Origin of the sequence: Litorilituus sediminis (genome assembly GCF_004295665.1) — a bacterium.
Lineage (GTDB): Bacteria > Pseudomonadota > Gammaproteobacteria > Enterobacterales > Alteromonadaceae > Colwellia > Colwellia sediminis.
Genome location: NZ_CP034759.1, coordinates 2,407,761 through 2,421,874, shown reverse-complemented (window position 1 = coordinate 2,421,874; position 14,114 = coordinate 2,407,761). Strand labels below are relative to the sequence as shown.

General features: G+C 40.2%; 18 protein-coding genes. 12 read left to right on the top strand and 6 right to left on the bottom strand.

Annotated elements, in window-relative coordinates:
* Positions 1-141: 141 nt before the first annotated feature.
* From rph to EMK97_RS10810, 3 genes are all read left to right on the top strand, one after another.
* Complete coding sequence (rph, locus tag EMK97_RS10820) at positions 142-855, top strand: ribonuclease PH (protein WP_130602064.1); 714 nt, start codon at positions 142-144, stop codon at positions 853-855.
* A 15-nt stretch (positions 856-870) separates the two neighbouring features.
* Positions 871-1,536 (top strand): orotate phosphoribosyltransferase, encoded by a 666-nt coding sequence (gene pyrE, locus EMK97_RS10815; protein WP_130602062.1) that lies wholly within the window; start codon positions 871-873, stop codon positions 1,534-1,536.
* Positions 1,537-1,637: 101 nt separating this feature from the next.
* Positions 1,638-3,011, top strand: coding sequence for an alpha/beta hydrolase (locus tag EMK97_RS10810; RefSeq protein ID WP_130602060.1), 1,374 nt, complete (start codon positions 1,638-1,640; stop codon positions 3,009-3,011).
* A 17-nt stretch (positions 3,012-3,028) separates the two neighbouring features.
* Here EMK97_RS10810 and EMK97_RS10805 read toward each other — a convergent pair whose 3' ends face one another.
* The 4 genes from EMK97_RS10805 to waaA all read right to left on the bottom strand — a co-directional run bounded on the left by EMK97_RS10805 (position 3,029) and on the right by waaA (position 5,993).
* Positions 3,029-3,346, bottom strand: a complete 318-nt coding sequence (locus EMK97_RS10805) for a hypothetical protein (RefSeq protein ID WP_130602058.1) — start codon at positions 3,344-3,346, stop codon at positions 3,029-3,031.
* A gap of 19 nt (positions 3,347-3,365) precedes the next feature.
* Positions 3,366-3,854 carry a GNAT family N-acetyltransferase gene (locus tag EMK97_RS10800; RefSeq protein WP_130602056.1) on the bottom strand — a complete coding sequence of 163 codons (489 nt, stop codon included), beginning with the start codon at positions 3,852-3,854 and terminating at the stop codon, positions 3,366-3,368.
* A 3-nt stretch (positions 3,855-3,857) separates the two neighbouring features.
* Positions 3,858-4,604, bottom strand: a complete 747-nt coding sequence (locus EMK97_RS10795; RefSeq protein ID WP_130602054.1) for a 3-deoxy-D-manno-octulosonic acid kinase — start codon at positions 4,602-4,604, stop codon at positions 3,858-3,860.
* A gap of 87 nt (positions 4,605-4,691) precedes the next feature.
* Positions 4,692-5,993: a lipid IV(A) 3-deoxy-D-manno-octulosonic acid transferase gene (gene waaA / locus EMK97_RS10790; protein WP_130602052.1), complete on the bottom strand. Its 1,302-nt coding sequence runs from the start codon at positions 5,991-5,993 to the stop codon at positions 4,692-4,694.
* A gap of 63 nt (positions 5,994-6,056) precedes the next feature.
* Between waaA and EMK97_RS10785 the strand changes: the two genes are divergently transcribed.
* Entirely contained in the window at positions 6,057-6,875 is an 819-nt protein-coding gene (locus EMK97_RS10785) for an alpha/beta hydrolase (RefSeq protein ID WP_130602050.1), read from the top strand.
* Positions 6,876-6,898: 23 nt separating this feature from the next.
* Here the strand turns inward: EMK97_RS10785 and EMK97_RS10780 are convergent, their stop codons facing one another.
* The gene (locus EMK97_RS10780) at positions 6,899-7,327 is read right to left on the bottom strand and encodes an Lrp/AsnC family transcriptional regulator (protein ID WP_130602048.1); all 429 of its coding nucleotides are present in this window, start codon (positions 7,325-7,327) and stop codon (positions 6,899-6,901) included.
* Positions 7,328-7,505: 178 nt separating this feature from the next.
* Here EMK97_RS10780 and EMK97_RS10775 point away from each other — a divergent pair, with 178 nt between their 5' ends.
* The 6 genes from EMK97_RS10775 (at position 7,506) to EMK97_RS10750 (ending at position 11,853) form a co-directional block, all read left to right on the top strand.
* Positions 7,506-8,714: a glycine C-acetyltransferase gene (locus tag EMK97_RS10775; RefSeq protein ID WP_130602046.1), complete on the top strand. Its 1,209-nt coding sequence runs from the start codon at positions 7,506-7,508 to the stop codon at positions 8,712-8,714.
* 65 nt (positions 8,715-8,779) lie between these two features.
* The gene (gene tdh / locus EMK97_RS10770; protein ID WP_130602044.1) at positions 8,780-9,808 is read left to right on the top strand and encodes an L-threonine 3-dehydrogenase; all 1,029 of its coding nucleotides are present in this window, start codon (positions 8,780-8,782) and stop codon (positions 9,806-9,808) included.
* Between the two features lie 62 nt (positions 9,809-9,870).
* The gene (gene glpE, locus EMK97_RS10765) at positions 9,871-10,173 is read left to right on the top strand and encodes a thiosulfate sulfurtransferase GlpE (protein WP_130604461.1); all 303 of its coding nucleotides are present in this window, start codon (positions 9,871-9,873) and stop codon (positions 10,171-10,173) included.
* A gap of 7 nt (positions 10,174-10,180) precedes the next feature.
* Positions 10,181-11,068: a rhomboid family intramembrane serine protease GlpG gene (glpG, locus tag EMK97_RS10760; protein WP_130602042.1), complete on the top strand. Its 888-nt coding sequence runs from the start codon at positions 10,181-10,183 to the stop codon at positions 11,066-11,068.
* Between the two features lie 140 nt (positions 11,069-11,208).
* On the top strand, positions 11,209-11,559 hold the full coding sequence (locus EMK97_RS10755; protein ID WP_130602040.1) for a YgiW/YdeI family stress tolerance OB fold protein: 351 nt from the start codon (positions 11,209-11,211) through the stop codon (positions 11,557-11,559).
* 60 nt (positions 11,560-11,619) lie between these two features.
* Positions 11,620-11,853, top strand: a complete 234-nt coding sequence (locus tag EMK97_RS10750; protein WP_130602038.1) for a hypothetical protein — start codon at positions 11,620-11,622, stop codon at positions 11,851-11,853.
* A gap of 91 nt (positions 11,854-11,944) precedes the next feature.
* Here EMK97_RS10750 and EMK97_RS10745 read toward each other — a convergent pair whose 3' ends face one another.
* A complete protein-coding gene (locus EMK97_RS10745) occupies positions 11,945-12,301 on the bottom strand; it encodes a flagellar basal body-associated protein FliL (protein ID WP_246028763.1) in 357 nt (118 codons plus the stop codon).
* A gap of 203 nt (positions 12,302-12,504) precedes the next feature.
* Between EMK97_RS10745 and EMK97_RS10740 the strand changes: the two genes are divergently transcribed.
* Both EMK97_RS10740 and ubiA read left to right on the top strand, forming a co-directional pair.
* Complete coding sequence (locus EMK97_RS10740; RefSeq protein WP_130602034.1) at positions 12,505-13,086, top strand: chorismate--pyruvate lyase family protein; 582 nt, start codon at positions 12,505-12,507, stop codon at positions 13,084-13,086.
* A gap of 10 nt (positions 13,087-13,096) precedes the next feature.
* Entirely contained in the window at positions 13,097-13,960 is an 864-nt protein-coding gene (gene ubiA / locus EMK97_RS10735; protein ID WP_130602032.1) for a 4-hydroxybenzoate octaprenyltransferase, read from the top strand.
* Positions 13,961-14,114 lie beyond the last annotated feature (154 nt).

The window sequence follows — 14,114 nt, the reverse complement described above, 5'->3', positions numbered from 1 at the left end:
ACTCTTTACGGTTTTTGGTCATTGCTAACAAGGAGACCTTAGTTAACTTAACTATATTTCAAAATAGTTAGCTTGTCTTTATGTCATATTTGTTAACTTGCTATTATAATGTCGGCAATTTAGTTACCAGAGGAATTCTTCATGCGTCCAAGCGGCAGAACATTAGGGCAAATTCGTCCCGTTACCATTACTCGTCAATTTACTAGCCACGCAGAAGGCTCAGTGCTTATTGAATTTGGTGAGACAAAAGTTATTTGTACTGCATCAGTTGAAGAAGGTGTACCTCGCTTTTTAAAAGGCCAAGGTAAAGGTTGGGTTACGGCCGAATACGGTATGTTACCTCGCTCTACGCATACTCGCATGCGCCGTGAAGCGGCTTCTGGCAAGCAAAGTGGTCGCACATTAGAAATTTCTCGTTTAATTGCCCGTGCACTTCGTGGTGCGGTTGATTTAAAAGCCTTAGGTGAAAATACTATTTCTGTTGATTGTGATGTTATTCAAGCAGATGGTGGTACACGTACGGCGTCAATTACGGGTGCTTGTGTTGCTTTAGTTGATGCCCTTAACTATATGCGCGCAAAAGATATCATTAAAACCAATCCGTTAAAATATATGATTGCTGCGGTATCGGTTGGTGTCTATCAAGGTGAGCCAGTAGCTGATCTAGACTATGATGAAGACTCATGTGCTGAAACTGATATGAACGTAGTAATGACAGATACAGGTAAGCTGATTGAAGTACAAGGTACTGCTGAAGAAGAGCCGTTTAGCTTTGAAGAAATGACTGCCATGATGCAATTAGCAAAAGATGGCATTAACGAATTATTTGATTTACAAAAAGCGGCATTAAGCTAGTTTAGGAAATTTAACATGAAAGATTATCAACGCGAATTTATTGAGTTTGCTTTAGAAAAGCAAGTACTTCGTTTTGGCGAATTTACCTTAAAATCTGGCCGTACTAGTCCTTATTTCTTCAATGCGGGTTTATTTAAAACCGGTGGTGACTTAGCCCGTTTAGGTCGTTTTTATGCGGCAGCATTAGTTGATGCCAACATTGATTTTGATTTGGTTTTTGGTCCAGCTTATAAGGGGATTCCAATTGCCACGACGACAACGGTTGCCTTATTTGATCAACATAACTTAGATGTACCTTATTGCTTTAACCGTAAAGAAGCGAAAACTCACGGTGAAGGTGGTTCATTAGTGGGTGCTGAGCTAAATGGCAAAGTCATGTTAGTTGATGATGTGATCACCGCAGGTACAGCGATTCGTGAATCAATGGAAATCATTAAAGCCCATGACGCTGAATTATCAGGCGTATTAATTGCGCTTGATCGCCAAGAAAAAGGTCAAGGTGAATTGTCTGCCATTCAAGAAGTAGAGCGTGACTTTGGTACACAAGTGGTTTCTATTGTAAAACTTGCTGATGTGGTGACTTACTTAGAAGAAAAGTTAGCAGCTAACCCTGATAACGCAGCAGAGTTAACTAAGAGCTTAGCCAGCATTAAGCAATACCGTCAAGATTACGGTATCTAGTTAAGCTTTAATTTAATTACTGAAGACGCCTTTAAAGATGTTATCTTTAAAGGCGTTTTTTATTGAGTACGAGTTAATAGCTTATGATGACAGGGACACACATGCGAACTTTGCTGCAATGCTATTTGGTGATTTCGTTAACATTATTTTCTGCTCTTGGTTACACAAAGGCATCTGAGAATTGTTTATCGATAAATGCTGATTTTGCTAAATTGCAGGCGTTATCAGCACAAGGTAAATATCGGTTTGTTAATCAGCTAAGTAGTAAAGATATACCTACATTTAGCTATGAACTGCAGCAGAGCTATCAAAGTTATTTAGACTTCGCTATGCAAAAAGTTATTGCCTTGAACCCTAGAGCTAAGCAGCCTTGCCCAGTAAATACAGAGACTTATCAACAGCTGGCAAAACAACATGGTTGGCAAACTCAAGCAAATATTGCGCAGTTAGTTGCGCCTTTTGAATTGAAACAAGCGAATAACGATAAGGCAATATTGCTTATCCATGGTTTAACCGACTCGCCATTTATTTTTCACGATATTGCTCAGTTTTTTTATCAGCAAGGTTTTAATGTGCGCACCTTGCTTTTGCCTGGTCATGGTACTGCGCCGTCTGACTTGCTCAATGTGCATCGACAAGCGTGGCTACAAGCCGCTAGTTATGCGATTGAGCGCACCTTATTAGATTATCAGCAAGTGTATTTGGGCGGTTTGTCTACCGGTGGTACACTTATTTTTGACCACCTTATGCATCAGCAACAAGTAGATAGTAAAATTAAAGGCTTGTTTATGTGGTCGCCTGCGTCAAAAGCGAAAAGTGATTTAGCTTGGCTAGCAAAATATGTTGATTACATTCCCTTTATCGACTGGATTGATTTAGAGGCTGATGCGGATTTTGCAAAATATGAGTCTTTCCCATATAACGCTGCGGCACAAGTGCATGAATTAATGTCGAGCGTGGTTGCTAACCAAGATATGGCGGGTAGAAGCATGCATGATATACCTGTATTTGCTGTGGTCAGTGAGCATGATCAAACCATAGATACTGAGCATACTTTGTCATTTATTTCGCGCTGGCAGCAAGGCTCTAGTCAGCAGCAAAATAAGCACAGCACCTTAATTTATTATGGTGATAAGGAAAATATTCCCGCGCAGTTGCCCAAGTTACTTAAAGTGATTAATCCTAAGTGTCAGCAGGAAGACTGGTGTGCAGATGTTTTTGATGTTTCACATATTTCAACAACGAATGCACCTGATAATCCTCACTATGGCGTGACAGGCGCATATCGAAATTGTGGCCATTATTTAAAGGATGACGCCCGCTATCAGGCTTGTAAAACCCAAGATAAGGTCATTAAGGGTGAAGTAACACAAGCTAATATTACTAAGGCGATACCGCTTAAGCGTTTAACTTATAATCCTTATTATCAGGAAATGCTTAGCGAAATCTTGGTATTTTTAGCTGCGACACAATAAGGTGTAGCAGCGAGATATTAACGCGCGTATTTAAGCCAGAGCTTATAAAATACGGCGTTACAGGTTGGGTTGTCATCCATTTTACCATCGCGATCACAATCCGAGCCTGTTAATGAGGTAACAAAAGGGCGACCTTGTTCATCAATATCATCTTTTGATGGCGGTTTCATTACCGTTACTTTAGGTGATTTATCGATAAAATCGGCAACATCTTTGTAGCTTAAAAACTCTTCTTTACTGATCAGGTGGCTAATGTCACGGGTTTTACGTTTTTCAGCATAAGCTAAATGAGATAACAGCATTGTGCTTACAATAATCGCGGTAATAACTTTCATCTTTGCTCCTTTGCTGTTACTAAGAGACTTTAGCCATTAAGTGACTATCAACGTATTTACCATGTCGAAAGGCGTAGGCTTTTGCTGTGCCTTCAATTGCAAAACCTTTTGATTGATAAAGTTTAATGGCCGCTGGATTATCGGTATAAACTTCAAGCTCAATACGCGTAATAGCGAGCCAGTTGTTAGCTAAATCTAACATGGCACTAAGTAGTTTACCGCCTACACCTTGTCCTTGATGATGCTCTGAAACAGCCATGCCAAGATTAGCAACATGCCGCCTTCTTGGGTTACTGAAGTGTTCTAGGCCTATTTGTCCGATAATTTCACCATCGATTTCGGCAACTAGGCTGTAAAAATTATTATCAGCTTGCTCAAAGCGCTTTTGCCATTTATCGACACTGGGATAGGGTAGTTGTAATGTACCTGAGTAACAGCTTTCTTGCTGATAGATTGCTTTGATGGCTGGGATATCAGACATTTCACTATGTCGAATTACTATGCTCATTGATTATTTCTCCTGATAGCCATGAAGCAATTGTTGCCAATTTTGCTCGTTGTAATGAAATTGCTCGAGCTGGTTGAGTTCTTTTTCAAAAGAGCGCTTTAAGCGCGCCATATTGGCTTGTTGCCAAGTCGCTTGCACTGGGCGCTGTTCACCCCGATCAAAGTCGATAATAAATACCCGTGCTTTATCATTAAGCAAAATATTGTGGGCGTTTAAATCGTGATGATAAATACCATTATCATGAAAGCGTTTAATGGTCGCGCCGATTTGCTGCCAAAGTGCTTCATTAAGCGTTTGTTTTGATAAAATCGCGACCAGATCTTGCGCATTTTCAATACGGGTTGAGAGCAAATCAGCTTGATAAAATAGTCCTGTGCGGGTAACGCGACATGCCACCGGCTTAGGTGCAGGTAAGTTAAGGGTTTGCATATGTTCAAGCAATGCGTATTCTTTGGCTGCTCGGGTGTTTTCAATCCCCGTAAACAGGTAACTATCTTTAATTAACTTGCCAATTAAACCACCTCGATAATAGTGGCGTAACACCCAGTTATGCTCAACACCTTGCGCTTGTGGGGCAACATAGCGGATAAACCAGGTTGTTCCTCGCCCTTGTGCTGAGCCTGTTATGCTGTCGCGTTGTTGCCAATAGTCAGCACTGAGCATATCTGCGGAGAAATCTGCGATTAAATTCTCATCATACTGGCAGGTAATATTACCTTGAGTAAAGTAGGTACTAGCACTTGGCATCATAGTTTCAATAGGGTGATTAGATAAAAGAGCTTATTGTTATCGTTATCTTGATAACTTGCAATAATTCGTAGAGAAAAGCACCTCAGCTTATTGCATTAATTCTTGTACTTTTTCAATACTGCGTTGGCTTGCACCTTGATTAGTCAGTACAACTTGATAGGCACTTTCGCCTAGTACTGTTTGTTTATGTTTATCATTTAAAAGCGCAGAGAGTGTTTTGCTTAGCTCTTCACTTTGCTCTGATGTTTGGTGAGACTCAGTGTTTAGCTGAATTAAAGCAGAGCTCTCTAATAACTGTTGAGTTATTTCTTTAAAATTACTCATATCGCTGCCAACAATAATGGGCTTTTTAAAGAGTGCTGGCTCTAAAGGGTTGTGACCGCCAATTTGGCTAAAGCTGCCGCCCATAGTAATAATATCTGCGTGGCTACATGCCGCCATAAGTTCACCTAAGCTATCGAGTAACCACACCTGCTCATTGTTAACAACACTGTTTTCACTGCGCCTTGCTAATGATAACCCTTGAGCTAAGCAAAGCTTGGCAACTGCATCAAAGCGCTCAGGGTGTCTTGGTACGATAACAAGCAGTAAATCAGCTTGCTCGGCTATAACTTTTTGATAACTGGCGAGTGCTAAGGCTTCATCCCCTTCATGGGTACTGGCGATTAGCCAAATAGGGCGTTGGTTTTGCTTGGCAGGTTTAAGCAAGTTGGCTAATTCAGTTTGCTTGGCTTGAATATCGTTATTCAGACTAATATCGAACTTTAAATTGCCGCTATTGCTGATACTTTGCGGTTTAGCGCCAAGTTGCAAGTAATGCTCTAAATTTTCTTGGCTTTGGCAGAGAATATGGTCAAAACGTTGAATGCAGGGGGTGATTAATGGCGTTAATTTTTTATAGCTTTTTAATGATTTCGCCGATAATCGACCATTTACCAGCAATAACTTAACCTTGTTATCGGCACATTGGCTGATTAAATTCGGCCAAAGCTCGGTTTCCATAAAAATCATCATTTTCGGTTTGAGTCGATGTAGAAAAAGTTTACTGGCAAAGAAAACATCAAGAGGTAAATAGCCGTGCTGCACTTTATTGCCAAATAGCTTGTTAACTTGTGCTGAGCCGGTAGGCGTAAAGGTGGTGACTGTTATGGGTAACTCAGGGTATGTATCAAGTAATTGTTCGATAAAGCTTTTTAAGGCAATGACTTCGCCGACACTGGCAGCATGTACTATGATGCCGCCTTGCTTAAATGGCTTTGGAAACAGACCAAAACGCTCTGTTAATCTGGCACGGTAAGCGGGATTGTTTTTCGATCTTATTACTAAGGCTAGCAATAGAAAAGGTAATAAAATCAATAAAAGTAGTCGATACAATAGCAGGGCAAACATAAATTGCTCTATAGTGATAATATCGGTAGATTATACATATTATTAGTTGTAAGTGTCTTTACTATGGCGAATCAGTTTGTAAATAAAGTAACTTTATCTGTTATCTCCTTATTTTTATCTGCATCTATTTTTACAGCTTATGCTAACAGTGAGCAGCAGGCATATAGTGAGGTGGTAAAGATTAAAGCCAGTGAAGACTACGATTTTTTGTTAACGGCAGATTATCTTTTTCAAACTGCTCCCATGCGACAACAAACGGCTGAACAAGCTGCGCGTGCTGGCGTAATTATATTGCATGACTGTCAAGCTGATAGAAGTCGCTATAAAGATTTAGCAAATGAAATTGCGCTACAAGAATTACACACCCTGTCATTAGACTTTCGTGGCTTTGGTAAAAGCGTGGCTATGGGCTTTTCTGAGTTGGAAATTAAAAAACAAGCGAAAGATATTGTCAGCTATCAAAGTGAAGTGGCACTGTTAACCTCATATTGGCCGCAAGATATACTTGCAGCTTATCAATGGCTGCGAACGAAAGTGCATAAAAATAAGGGCGTTGCCGTTGTTGCTAGTGGTTGTGCTGCGCCTTATGCCGTGGCGTTAGCTGAGCAAATTCATGTCAGCGCTTTAGTGCTTATTACCCCAGAAATGACTTTTGCTGATATTGAGCGCTATAAAAATTTAATTGATATTCCAACGTATTTTATTGGCTCGGCTCAGCATATGGCGACTATTAAAGTGACACAAGAGCTATTCAACTGGAATGGCGCTAAGCAGTCAAAAATGCAAACCTTTAAAGGTGATAGAACCAATCGGCAACTACTCTTTGCTAATGAGTCATTAACCCAAGATATTGCCCAGTGGTTAAAGTTTGCCTTGCGCTAAAGCTGTATCTCAATAAGGGCTAGTTAACGAGCAAAGATAGTATCGAGAATAATAGATGAATTGGTACGCTCTACACCTTCGGTTGAACAAACCAAATTAAGCACATCGCTCAGCTTTTCTAAGGTACTTGCTTGAATTGTCACCAGCAAATCGTACTCGCCACTAATAGAATGTATATGCGTTATTTGATCTACTTTTCTTAAGGAGATGCAAATCGGTTTACGCAAATTAGGCTTCACTTTTAAAGAAACATTGGCGCTGACTAAACCGCTGGTATAGGCACTATCCAGTACTACGCTATAGCCTTTAATGACATTGTTATTTTCAAGCTTATTGAGTCGATTTTGTATTGCCGTTCTTGAAACACCTGTTGCTCTGGCAATATCAGAGATACTTGCTCTAGCATTTAATCGTAATATCGATAGCAATTCTTCATCTTTTTCGGTTAACACACTACACTCCTAATCAGTGCTTATTTTCATAATATAAGCAGTAACTTTTATTTCGACAGGTTTATATGTCAATTTAACTATAAAAAAGGTCATATTATCAAGTAATGTCACTTTTTCATCGATTAAAGTGAGTTGATAATAGAGGCATTAAAGTACGCTAACTATTTAAGGAATTCATATGACTAGTCCGGCAGCAACGAAAGGTTTTTACTCACATTTAACTGAGCAAATCGAACAAGTAAAAGCTGATGGTTTATACAAAGCAGAGCGTGTAATCACTACCGCACAGCAAGCACAAATCGCGGTAAACACAGGCGAGCAAGTGGTTAACTTTTGTGCCAATAACTACTTAGGTTTGGCTAATCACCCATCACTTATTGAAGCAGCAAAAGCTGGCTTAGATGAGCATGGCTTTGGTATGGCTTCAGTACGTTTTATTTGTGGTACGCAAGATATTCATAAAGCGTTAGAGAAGGGCATTAGTGATTTCTTAGGTATGGAAGATACCATTTTGTATTCTTCTTGTTTTGATGCCAATGCTGGCTTATTTGAAACATTATTAGGCCCTGAAGATGCCATTATTAGCGATGCTTTAAACCATGCATCAATTATTGACGGCGTACGTTTATGTAAAGCTAAGCGTTTTCGCTATGCCAATAATGATATGGCAGCATTAGAGCAGTGCTTAAAAGAAGCAGATGAAGCGGGCGCTCGCTTTAAGCTGATTGCTACGGATGGTGTTTTCTCAATGGACGGTGTTATCGCAAACTTACAAGGTGTCTGTGATTTAGCTGACAAATACAATGCCTTGGTTATGGTTGATGATTCACATGCCGTTGGTTTTGTTGGTGAAGAAGGTCGTGGTAGCCATGAGTATTGCCAAGTAATGGATAGAGTCGACATTATTACTGGTACGCTCGGTAAAGCCATGGGCGGTGCATCAGGTGGTTATACTTCAGGTAAAAAAGAAGTGATTGAATGGTTACGTCAGCGTTCTCGTCCGTATTTATTCTCAAACTCTTTAGCGCCAGCGATTGTTAATGCATCATTAAAAGTACTTGAGTTATTGGCTCAAGGTGGCGAATTACGCGCGACATTAAAAGAAAATGCTGCCTATTTTAGAAACAATATGGAAGCGGCAGGTTTTACTTGTGCCGGTGCTGATCACGCTATTGTGCCAGTAATGTTAGGTGATGCAAAAGTGGCGAGTAATATGGCTGATCGTTTATTAGCTGAAGGCATCTACGTAATCGGATTCTCATTCCCGGTAGTACCAAAAGGGCAGGCGCGCATTCGTACGCAAATATCAGCAGCTCATAGTAAAGCGCAGTTAGATAAAGCGATTGAAGCTTTTACCCGCATCGGTAAAGAAATGGGCGTTATTTAAGCTAATCAGCTAAATTGAACTATACAGCTTAAAAGGCACTGATTAGAAGTGAAAGAAGAAACAAGATGAAATCATTAGTTAAATTAAAGCCAGAGCCGGGAATTTGGTTACAGCGCACGGAAAAGCCAAAAGTAGGTCACAATGACTTACTGATAAAAATTAATAAAACTGCTATTTGTGGTACCGATATTCATATTTATAACTGGGATGAGTGGTCACAAAAGACGATTCCTGTGCCTATGGTGGTTGGTCATGAATATGCCGGTGAAGTGGTTGGCATTGGCCAAGAAGTAAAAGGCTTTGAGATTGGCGATCGCGTATCGGGTGAAGGTCATATTACTTGTGGTCATTGTCGTAACTGTCGTGGTGGCAGAACGCACTTGTGTCGCAATACCGTAGGTGTTGGGGTTAATCGCCCCGGCTCTTTCGCTGAATACTTAGTGATTCCAGCTTACAATGCCTTTAAATTACCTGATGAAATCTCTGATGATTTAGCAGCTATTTTTGACCCGTTTGGTAATGCAGTACATACGGCATTATCATTCGATTTAGTCGGTGAAGATGTACTTATTACGGGTGCTGGTCCTATTGGTATTATGGCGGCTGCGGTTGCTAAACACGTTGGCGCCCGCCATGTAGTGATTACTGATGTCAATGAATATCGCCTTGATTTAGCAAGAAAAATGGGCGCGACACGTGCAGTTGATGTCAGTAAGGAAAACTTAGCTGATGTCATGTCTGAGCTGGGGATGACAGAAGGTTTTGATGTTGGCCTAGAAATGTCAGGCGTACCGGCGGCCTTTACTAGCATGCTAGAGAATATGAATAATGGCGGAAAAATCGCTATGTTAGGTATTCCTGGTAGCGATATGGCCATTGATTGGAGCCAAGTAATTTTCAAAGGATTAACGATTAAGGGAATTTATGGTCGCGAAATGTTTGAAACTTGGTATAAAATGGCGAGCTTAATTCAATCAGGTTTGGATTTAACACCAATTATTACTCATCATTACTCCATTGATGATTTCCAAGAGGGCTTTGATGTAATGCGCTCTGGTCAATCGGGTAAGGTGATTTTAGATTGGACTAAATAGTCTAGACGAACAATAGATAAGAGGTTACTCGAGTGTCTGAAGCTCAACCAGTAGTTAAACATATGTCAGTGGCAGAATTACATGAAATTCTGCCAAATAAAAGCCACTGCGTTGTGGACATTCGAGATGCTAATGCCTTTAGTAGTGGTCATATCGCATCAGCGATTCATTTATCTAATGAATCAATTGGCGACTTTATGCGCGAAGCGGATTTAGATCAGCCAGTGGTGGTGTGTTGCTATCACGGTATTTCTAGCATACAAGCAGCTCAGTTCTTATTAGGGCAAGACTTTACTGAGGTGTATTCACTTGACGGTGGTTTTACCCAGTGGCAAAGTGAATTTCCTGATAGTGTAGAGCGTTAATATTTTAATGAGCGAACAACCAATAACGATAGAAGAAAACGGCAAGTGCTTACAGGCACTGGTGCAGCTTCAAGATCATAATATTGCCTTGTTGTTCGCTAATTATATTGCTACTCAAGGTATTGCTAGTAAGGTAGTGGCAACGCAAGACCACAGCTTTGTTGTTTTTTGTCAGCAAGACAGTTTAGCGCAAGCCAAGGCTGAATTTGATGCCTTTATTCAGCACCCTTACGATGGTAAATATCAACAGGCAGCCTGGCAACATGGTGATACTGTTGAGGTGCGAGCTAACGATTTAACCTTACTGAAAAGTTTTAAAGAAAATTTCTTATCGCACGCAGGCATGATGACTTTAACGGTTTTCGCCTTGTGCTGGCTTGTTTTCTTAGCAAGCATATTAGGCTGGGCTCAGCCTATTTTCTCTAGCGTAAAATTTTATCATCAACTGTCTGTTGATGCTTTTTTACATGAACCTTTACGACTGCTAGGTCCGGCAATATTTCATTTTTCATGGCTGCATATCGTGTTTAATACTATGTGGTGGTGGCAAATTGGCGGCAGTATTGAAAAGCTATTAGGTAAAGGGGTGTTAATTAATTTAACCCTGATATCGGCTATAGGCTCTAATGTCGGCCAGTTTATTGTGTCAGGGCCGAATTTTGGCGGCTTATCTGGCGTAGTGTATGCGTTAGTGGGCTTTGTTTGGTGGTATGGTTACTTAAAACCAGACAGCGGCTTAACCTTATCTAAACCTATTATTGGCTTTTTACTTTTCTGGTTATTGCTCGGCTTTGCTGAACTTTTACCTGTGAATATGGCAAATACCGCGCATTTAATCGGGCTAATATCTGGCTGTCTCTACGCTATTTTTACCGTAAAAGTTGCTAATAAGTAACTACTCCTTACCCTAGCTGAGCTGATGATTTTCGTGATTAGCTCAGACTACATTATGTAACAGCTTCGCTGCTATTTATTACAACATTTTGTTTTTTAACACTCTACTATAAAAGCTCAACAACGAAGTGGAGAAATATTATGTTAAAACTAAGTACCATGTTACCTATTGGTTTATTAGTGTTTTCTAGCGCGAGTTTTGCCCAGTTTGTTGATCCAGGATCAGAGCCAATAGAGCTTAATGTTGCCGAAGTGAGTGAATTAGTTGGTGATGACACTATCATGCTAAAAGGCAATATTATTCAACAAACCAGTGATGATGATTATATTTTCCAGGATAGTAGCGGTGCGATGGCGATAGAAATAGCTCGAGAAAAGTTTGCTGATATCACGGTAACACCAGAAGATGAAGTGCTTATTATTGCTGAGGCCGATGTAGATGTATTTGAAGTGACTGTGGAAGCAGAAGAGTTGCAGTTAGTAAGCAAGTAAAGTTTAGCTGGTTTTAGGTGAGCTAAGTTAAAGAGTCCCTTTTGAATTAAGGAGTGTTGTATGTTTTCTAATTCCGTTGTCACTAATAAACTGAAATTAAAAGATGGTATTATCGCGCTTTTGGCAGTGCCTTTAATGCTAGTGTTATTACCTGTCACTTTTATCGTATTAACGTCTATGGCTTTATGCACTATTGCTATTGTTAAGCTATATCAAGCTAAGCTAAAGACACAGCCGAGTAGCAATGTGGTTTTACATGCGGTGAAAGGTAAAGACTATACCGTAACACGATAGCGGTTAATGTGATTGCCATAAAGTGATTGCCATAAAAAAGCCCAAGACATTCAGTGTTGGGCTTGTTGCTATTTAATGATTGTATTTGTATTTAGTTATCTAACCACTGGGTAAATAATAATTTTTTGATCAGTGGTTGACCTGTTTCCTTAACCAACAACTCTTTTACTTGTTCTTCACATTGCAGTTGAATTTCAGCTCGTCCCTTCATTGATTTAACTTTAGCTTCAGGTTGCTGGCCGATAATATTAATAATGGCATCACGTAGCAGTGGCGCATGATGTTCAACAATGGCTAGGTTGTCGCCTTTTTCTACCATAAGCTCAACGGTTAAACGAACATAGCCCATTTTCTTTTTTACGGCTACGTAGTTGGTGACTATGTCTGGCTCAAAACCAAAATAGGCGTAGTTGCTGGCTTTAAGTGGTGCTGTAAATAAAAAGCACATGAATACAATGAGATATTTGTTCATAAAAATAAAGCGATACAGATTAAATACAATAGCTATCTCTTATCATAACCTTATTTATCCATTTTGCTTCACTATTTTTTACAAAATAATGAAAAGTTTTTATTTGTTATGGTTATCTGCGATGAGAATGCTAAATAAGCGTGCTATGATAGCGGCGATTTTAGTTAGATAATTTTTTTATGAGCAAGCAGCACCCTCTTTTTCCTATTACGCTTTCAGGCTCGTGGCAGTCACCATCTTATGCCAAGCAGCGTAATGAGATATCAACAACACTATTAAATTGGCTACTGGATAGCGGCTCGCTAACTATGCGTCTTAGGGCTAATTGTCAGCAGTTTCGTGTTGAGTTGTTGGGTCAAAGAGTTCAAGCGTGCCCTGACGTTGAAGCCAATGACACCATTAAAGCGGGTGAGCAAGTGCTGGTTAGAGAAGTATTGCTTTATTGTGATGAAAAGCCGCAAGTATTTGCACGTAGCTTATTACCCTTATCTAGCTTAACGGGTGAAGAACAAAAGTTGGCTGATTTAGGCACACAATCGTTAGGGCAGGTACTTTTTAATAACCCGTCATTGCAACGACAAAATATTGAAATAGCCAACTTTGCTGTAGATTCATCTGTTAGCTTATTAGTTGAAAAGTTAGCCTTACCCAAGCAAGAGCAGCTGTGGGGGCGACGTTCAATCTTTGTGTTAGAGGATAAACCTTTGATGGTGGCTGAGGTCTTTTTGCCTAACGCATTCGCGTATCAAGAGGACATCTAAGAGAAACACTATGTTAAATAAACTCTCACACAAGTGGCAGGCGGTTAAGCAAATTACCCGTATGGATAAACCCATAGGCACCTACTTATTGCTGTGGCCAACATATTGGGCGTTGTGGATTGCAAGTGATGGTTGGCCTAGTTTTCACTTATTGATTGTTTTTAGCTTAGGTGTATTTGTTATGCGCAGCGCTGGCTGCGTCATTAATGATTTTGCTGATAGAAAAATTGATGGCAAAGTAAAGCGCACGCAAAATCGCCCGCTTGTCTCTGGCATGATGACGACCACGGAAGCCATTAATTTATTTGGTTTGCTTATAGGTATTGCTTTAGGTTTAGTGTTAACGCTTAGTTGGCCAACTATTTACTTGTCTGTGGTTGCGCTGGTACTAGCTTCATTGTATCCGTTTATGAAACGTTATACGCAAATGCCACAACTGGTATTGGGTGCAGCATTTAGCTGGGGCATGATCATGGCGTTTTCAGAAGCGCAGGGTGAAGTGCCTGTTATTGCTTGGCTATTATTTGCGGCTAACCTGATGTGGACTGTTGCTTACGATACCATGTATGCCATGGTTGATCGCGATGATGACCTGCAAATAGGCGTTAAATCGACCGCCATATTATTTAATAGTTACGATAAACGTATTATTGGTTTGTTGCAGGTAATGGTAATCGCAACCTTGTGGACAGTAGGTGACATGCTGGCATTTGGTTGGCCATATCAATTAAGCCTAGTGGTTGCGGCGGGTTTGTTTAGTTATCAGCAACTACTTATTAGCAATAGAGAGCGAGAAGCCTGCTTCCAAGCGTTTTTGCATAACCACTGGGTTGGTATGGTGATCTTTTGCGGTATCTTGGTTGAGTATTTATAGAAGCCACTCACTTATTTATTCAATGAATCTGCTTGCTGTACCTTGTTAGCAAGCGCTAATTCAATTGCTATAACACCTTTCTTTGCGTGTTTTTTCATATAGCTGATTCTTTTTTAATTCTTGTGAAATCTTCGCAGCTATTTTAGGGTAGTGG

What these genes read in the sequence shown, in the direction of transcription:
- waaA (WP_130602052.1), bottom strand. Translation starts at nt 5,993, where the DNA reads ATGTTTGCCCTGCTATTGTATCGACTACTTTTATTGATTTTATTACCT.
- EMK97_RS10810 (WP_130602060.1), top strand. Translation starts at nt 1,638, where the DNA reads ATGCGAACTTTGCTGCAATGCTATTTGGTGATTTCGTTAACATTATTT.
- glpE (WP_130604461.1), top strand. Translation starts at nt 9,871, where the DNA reads ATGTCAGTGGCAGAATTACATGAAATTCTGCCAAATAAAAGCCACTGC.
- pyrE (WP_130602062.1), top strand. Translation starts at nt 871, where the DNA reads ATGAAAGATTATCAACGCGAATTTATTGAGTTTGCTTTAGAAAAGCAA.
- EMK97_RS10745 (WP_246028763.1), bottom strand. Translation starts at nt 12,301, where the DNA reads ATGTGCTTTTTATTTACAGCACCACTTAAAGCCAGCAACTACGCCTAT.
- EMK97_RS10785 (WP_130602050.1), top strand. Translation starts at nt 6,057, where the DNA reads ATGGCGAATCAGTTTGTAAATAAAGTAACTTTATCTGTTATCTCCTTA.
- EMK97_RS10795 (WP_130602054.1), bottom strand. Translation starts at nt 4,604, where the DNA reads ATGATGCCAAGTGCTAGTACCTACTTTACTCAAGGTAATATTACCTGC.
- ubiA (WP_130602032.1), top strand. Translation starts at nt 13,097, where the DNA reads ATGTTAAATAAACTCTCACACAAGTGGCAGGCGGTTAAGCAAATTACC.
- glpG (WP_130602042.1), top strand. Translation starts at nt 10,181, where the DNA reads ATGAGCGAACAACCAATAACGATAGAAGAAAACGGCAAGTGCTTACAG.
- EMK97_RS10755 (WP_130602040.1), top strand. Translation starts at nt 11,209, where the DNA reads ATGTTAAAACTAAGTACCATGTTACCTATTGGTTTATTAGTGTTTTCT.
- tdh (WP_130602044.1), top strand. Translation starts at nt 8,780, where the DNA reads ATGAAATCATTAGTTAAATTAAAGCCAGAGCCGGGAATTTGGTTACAG.
- EMK97_RS10800 (WP_130602056.1), bottom strand. Translation starts at nt 3,854, where the DNA reads ATGAGCATAGTAATTCGACATAGTGAAATGTCTGATATCCCAGCCATC.
- rph (WP_130602064.1), top strand. Translation starts at nt 142, where the DNA reads ATGCGTCCAAGCGGCAGAACATTAGGGCAAATTCGTCCCGTTACCATT.
- EMK97_RS10775 (WP_130602046.1), top strand. Translation starts at nt 7,506, where the DNA reads ATGACTAGTCCGGCAGCAACGAAAGGTTTTTACTCACATTTAACTGAG.
- EMK97_RS10750 (WP_130602038.1), top strand. Translation starts at nt 11,620, where the DNA reads ATGTTTTCTAATTCCGTTGTCACTAATAAACTGAAATTAAAAGATGGT.
- EMK97_RS10740 (WP_130602034.1), top strand. Translation starts at nt 12,505, where the DNA reads ATGAGCAAGCAGCACCCTCTTTTTCCTATTACGCTTTCAGGCTCGTGG.
- EMK97_RS10805 (WP_130602058.1), bottom strand. Translation starts at nt 3,346, where the DNA reads ATGAAAGTTATTACCGCGATTATTGTAAGCACAATGCTGTTATCTCAT.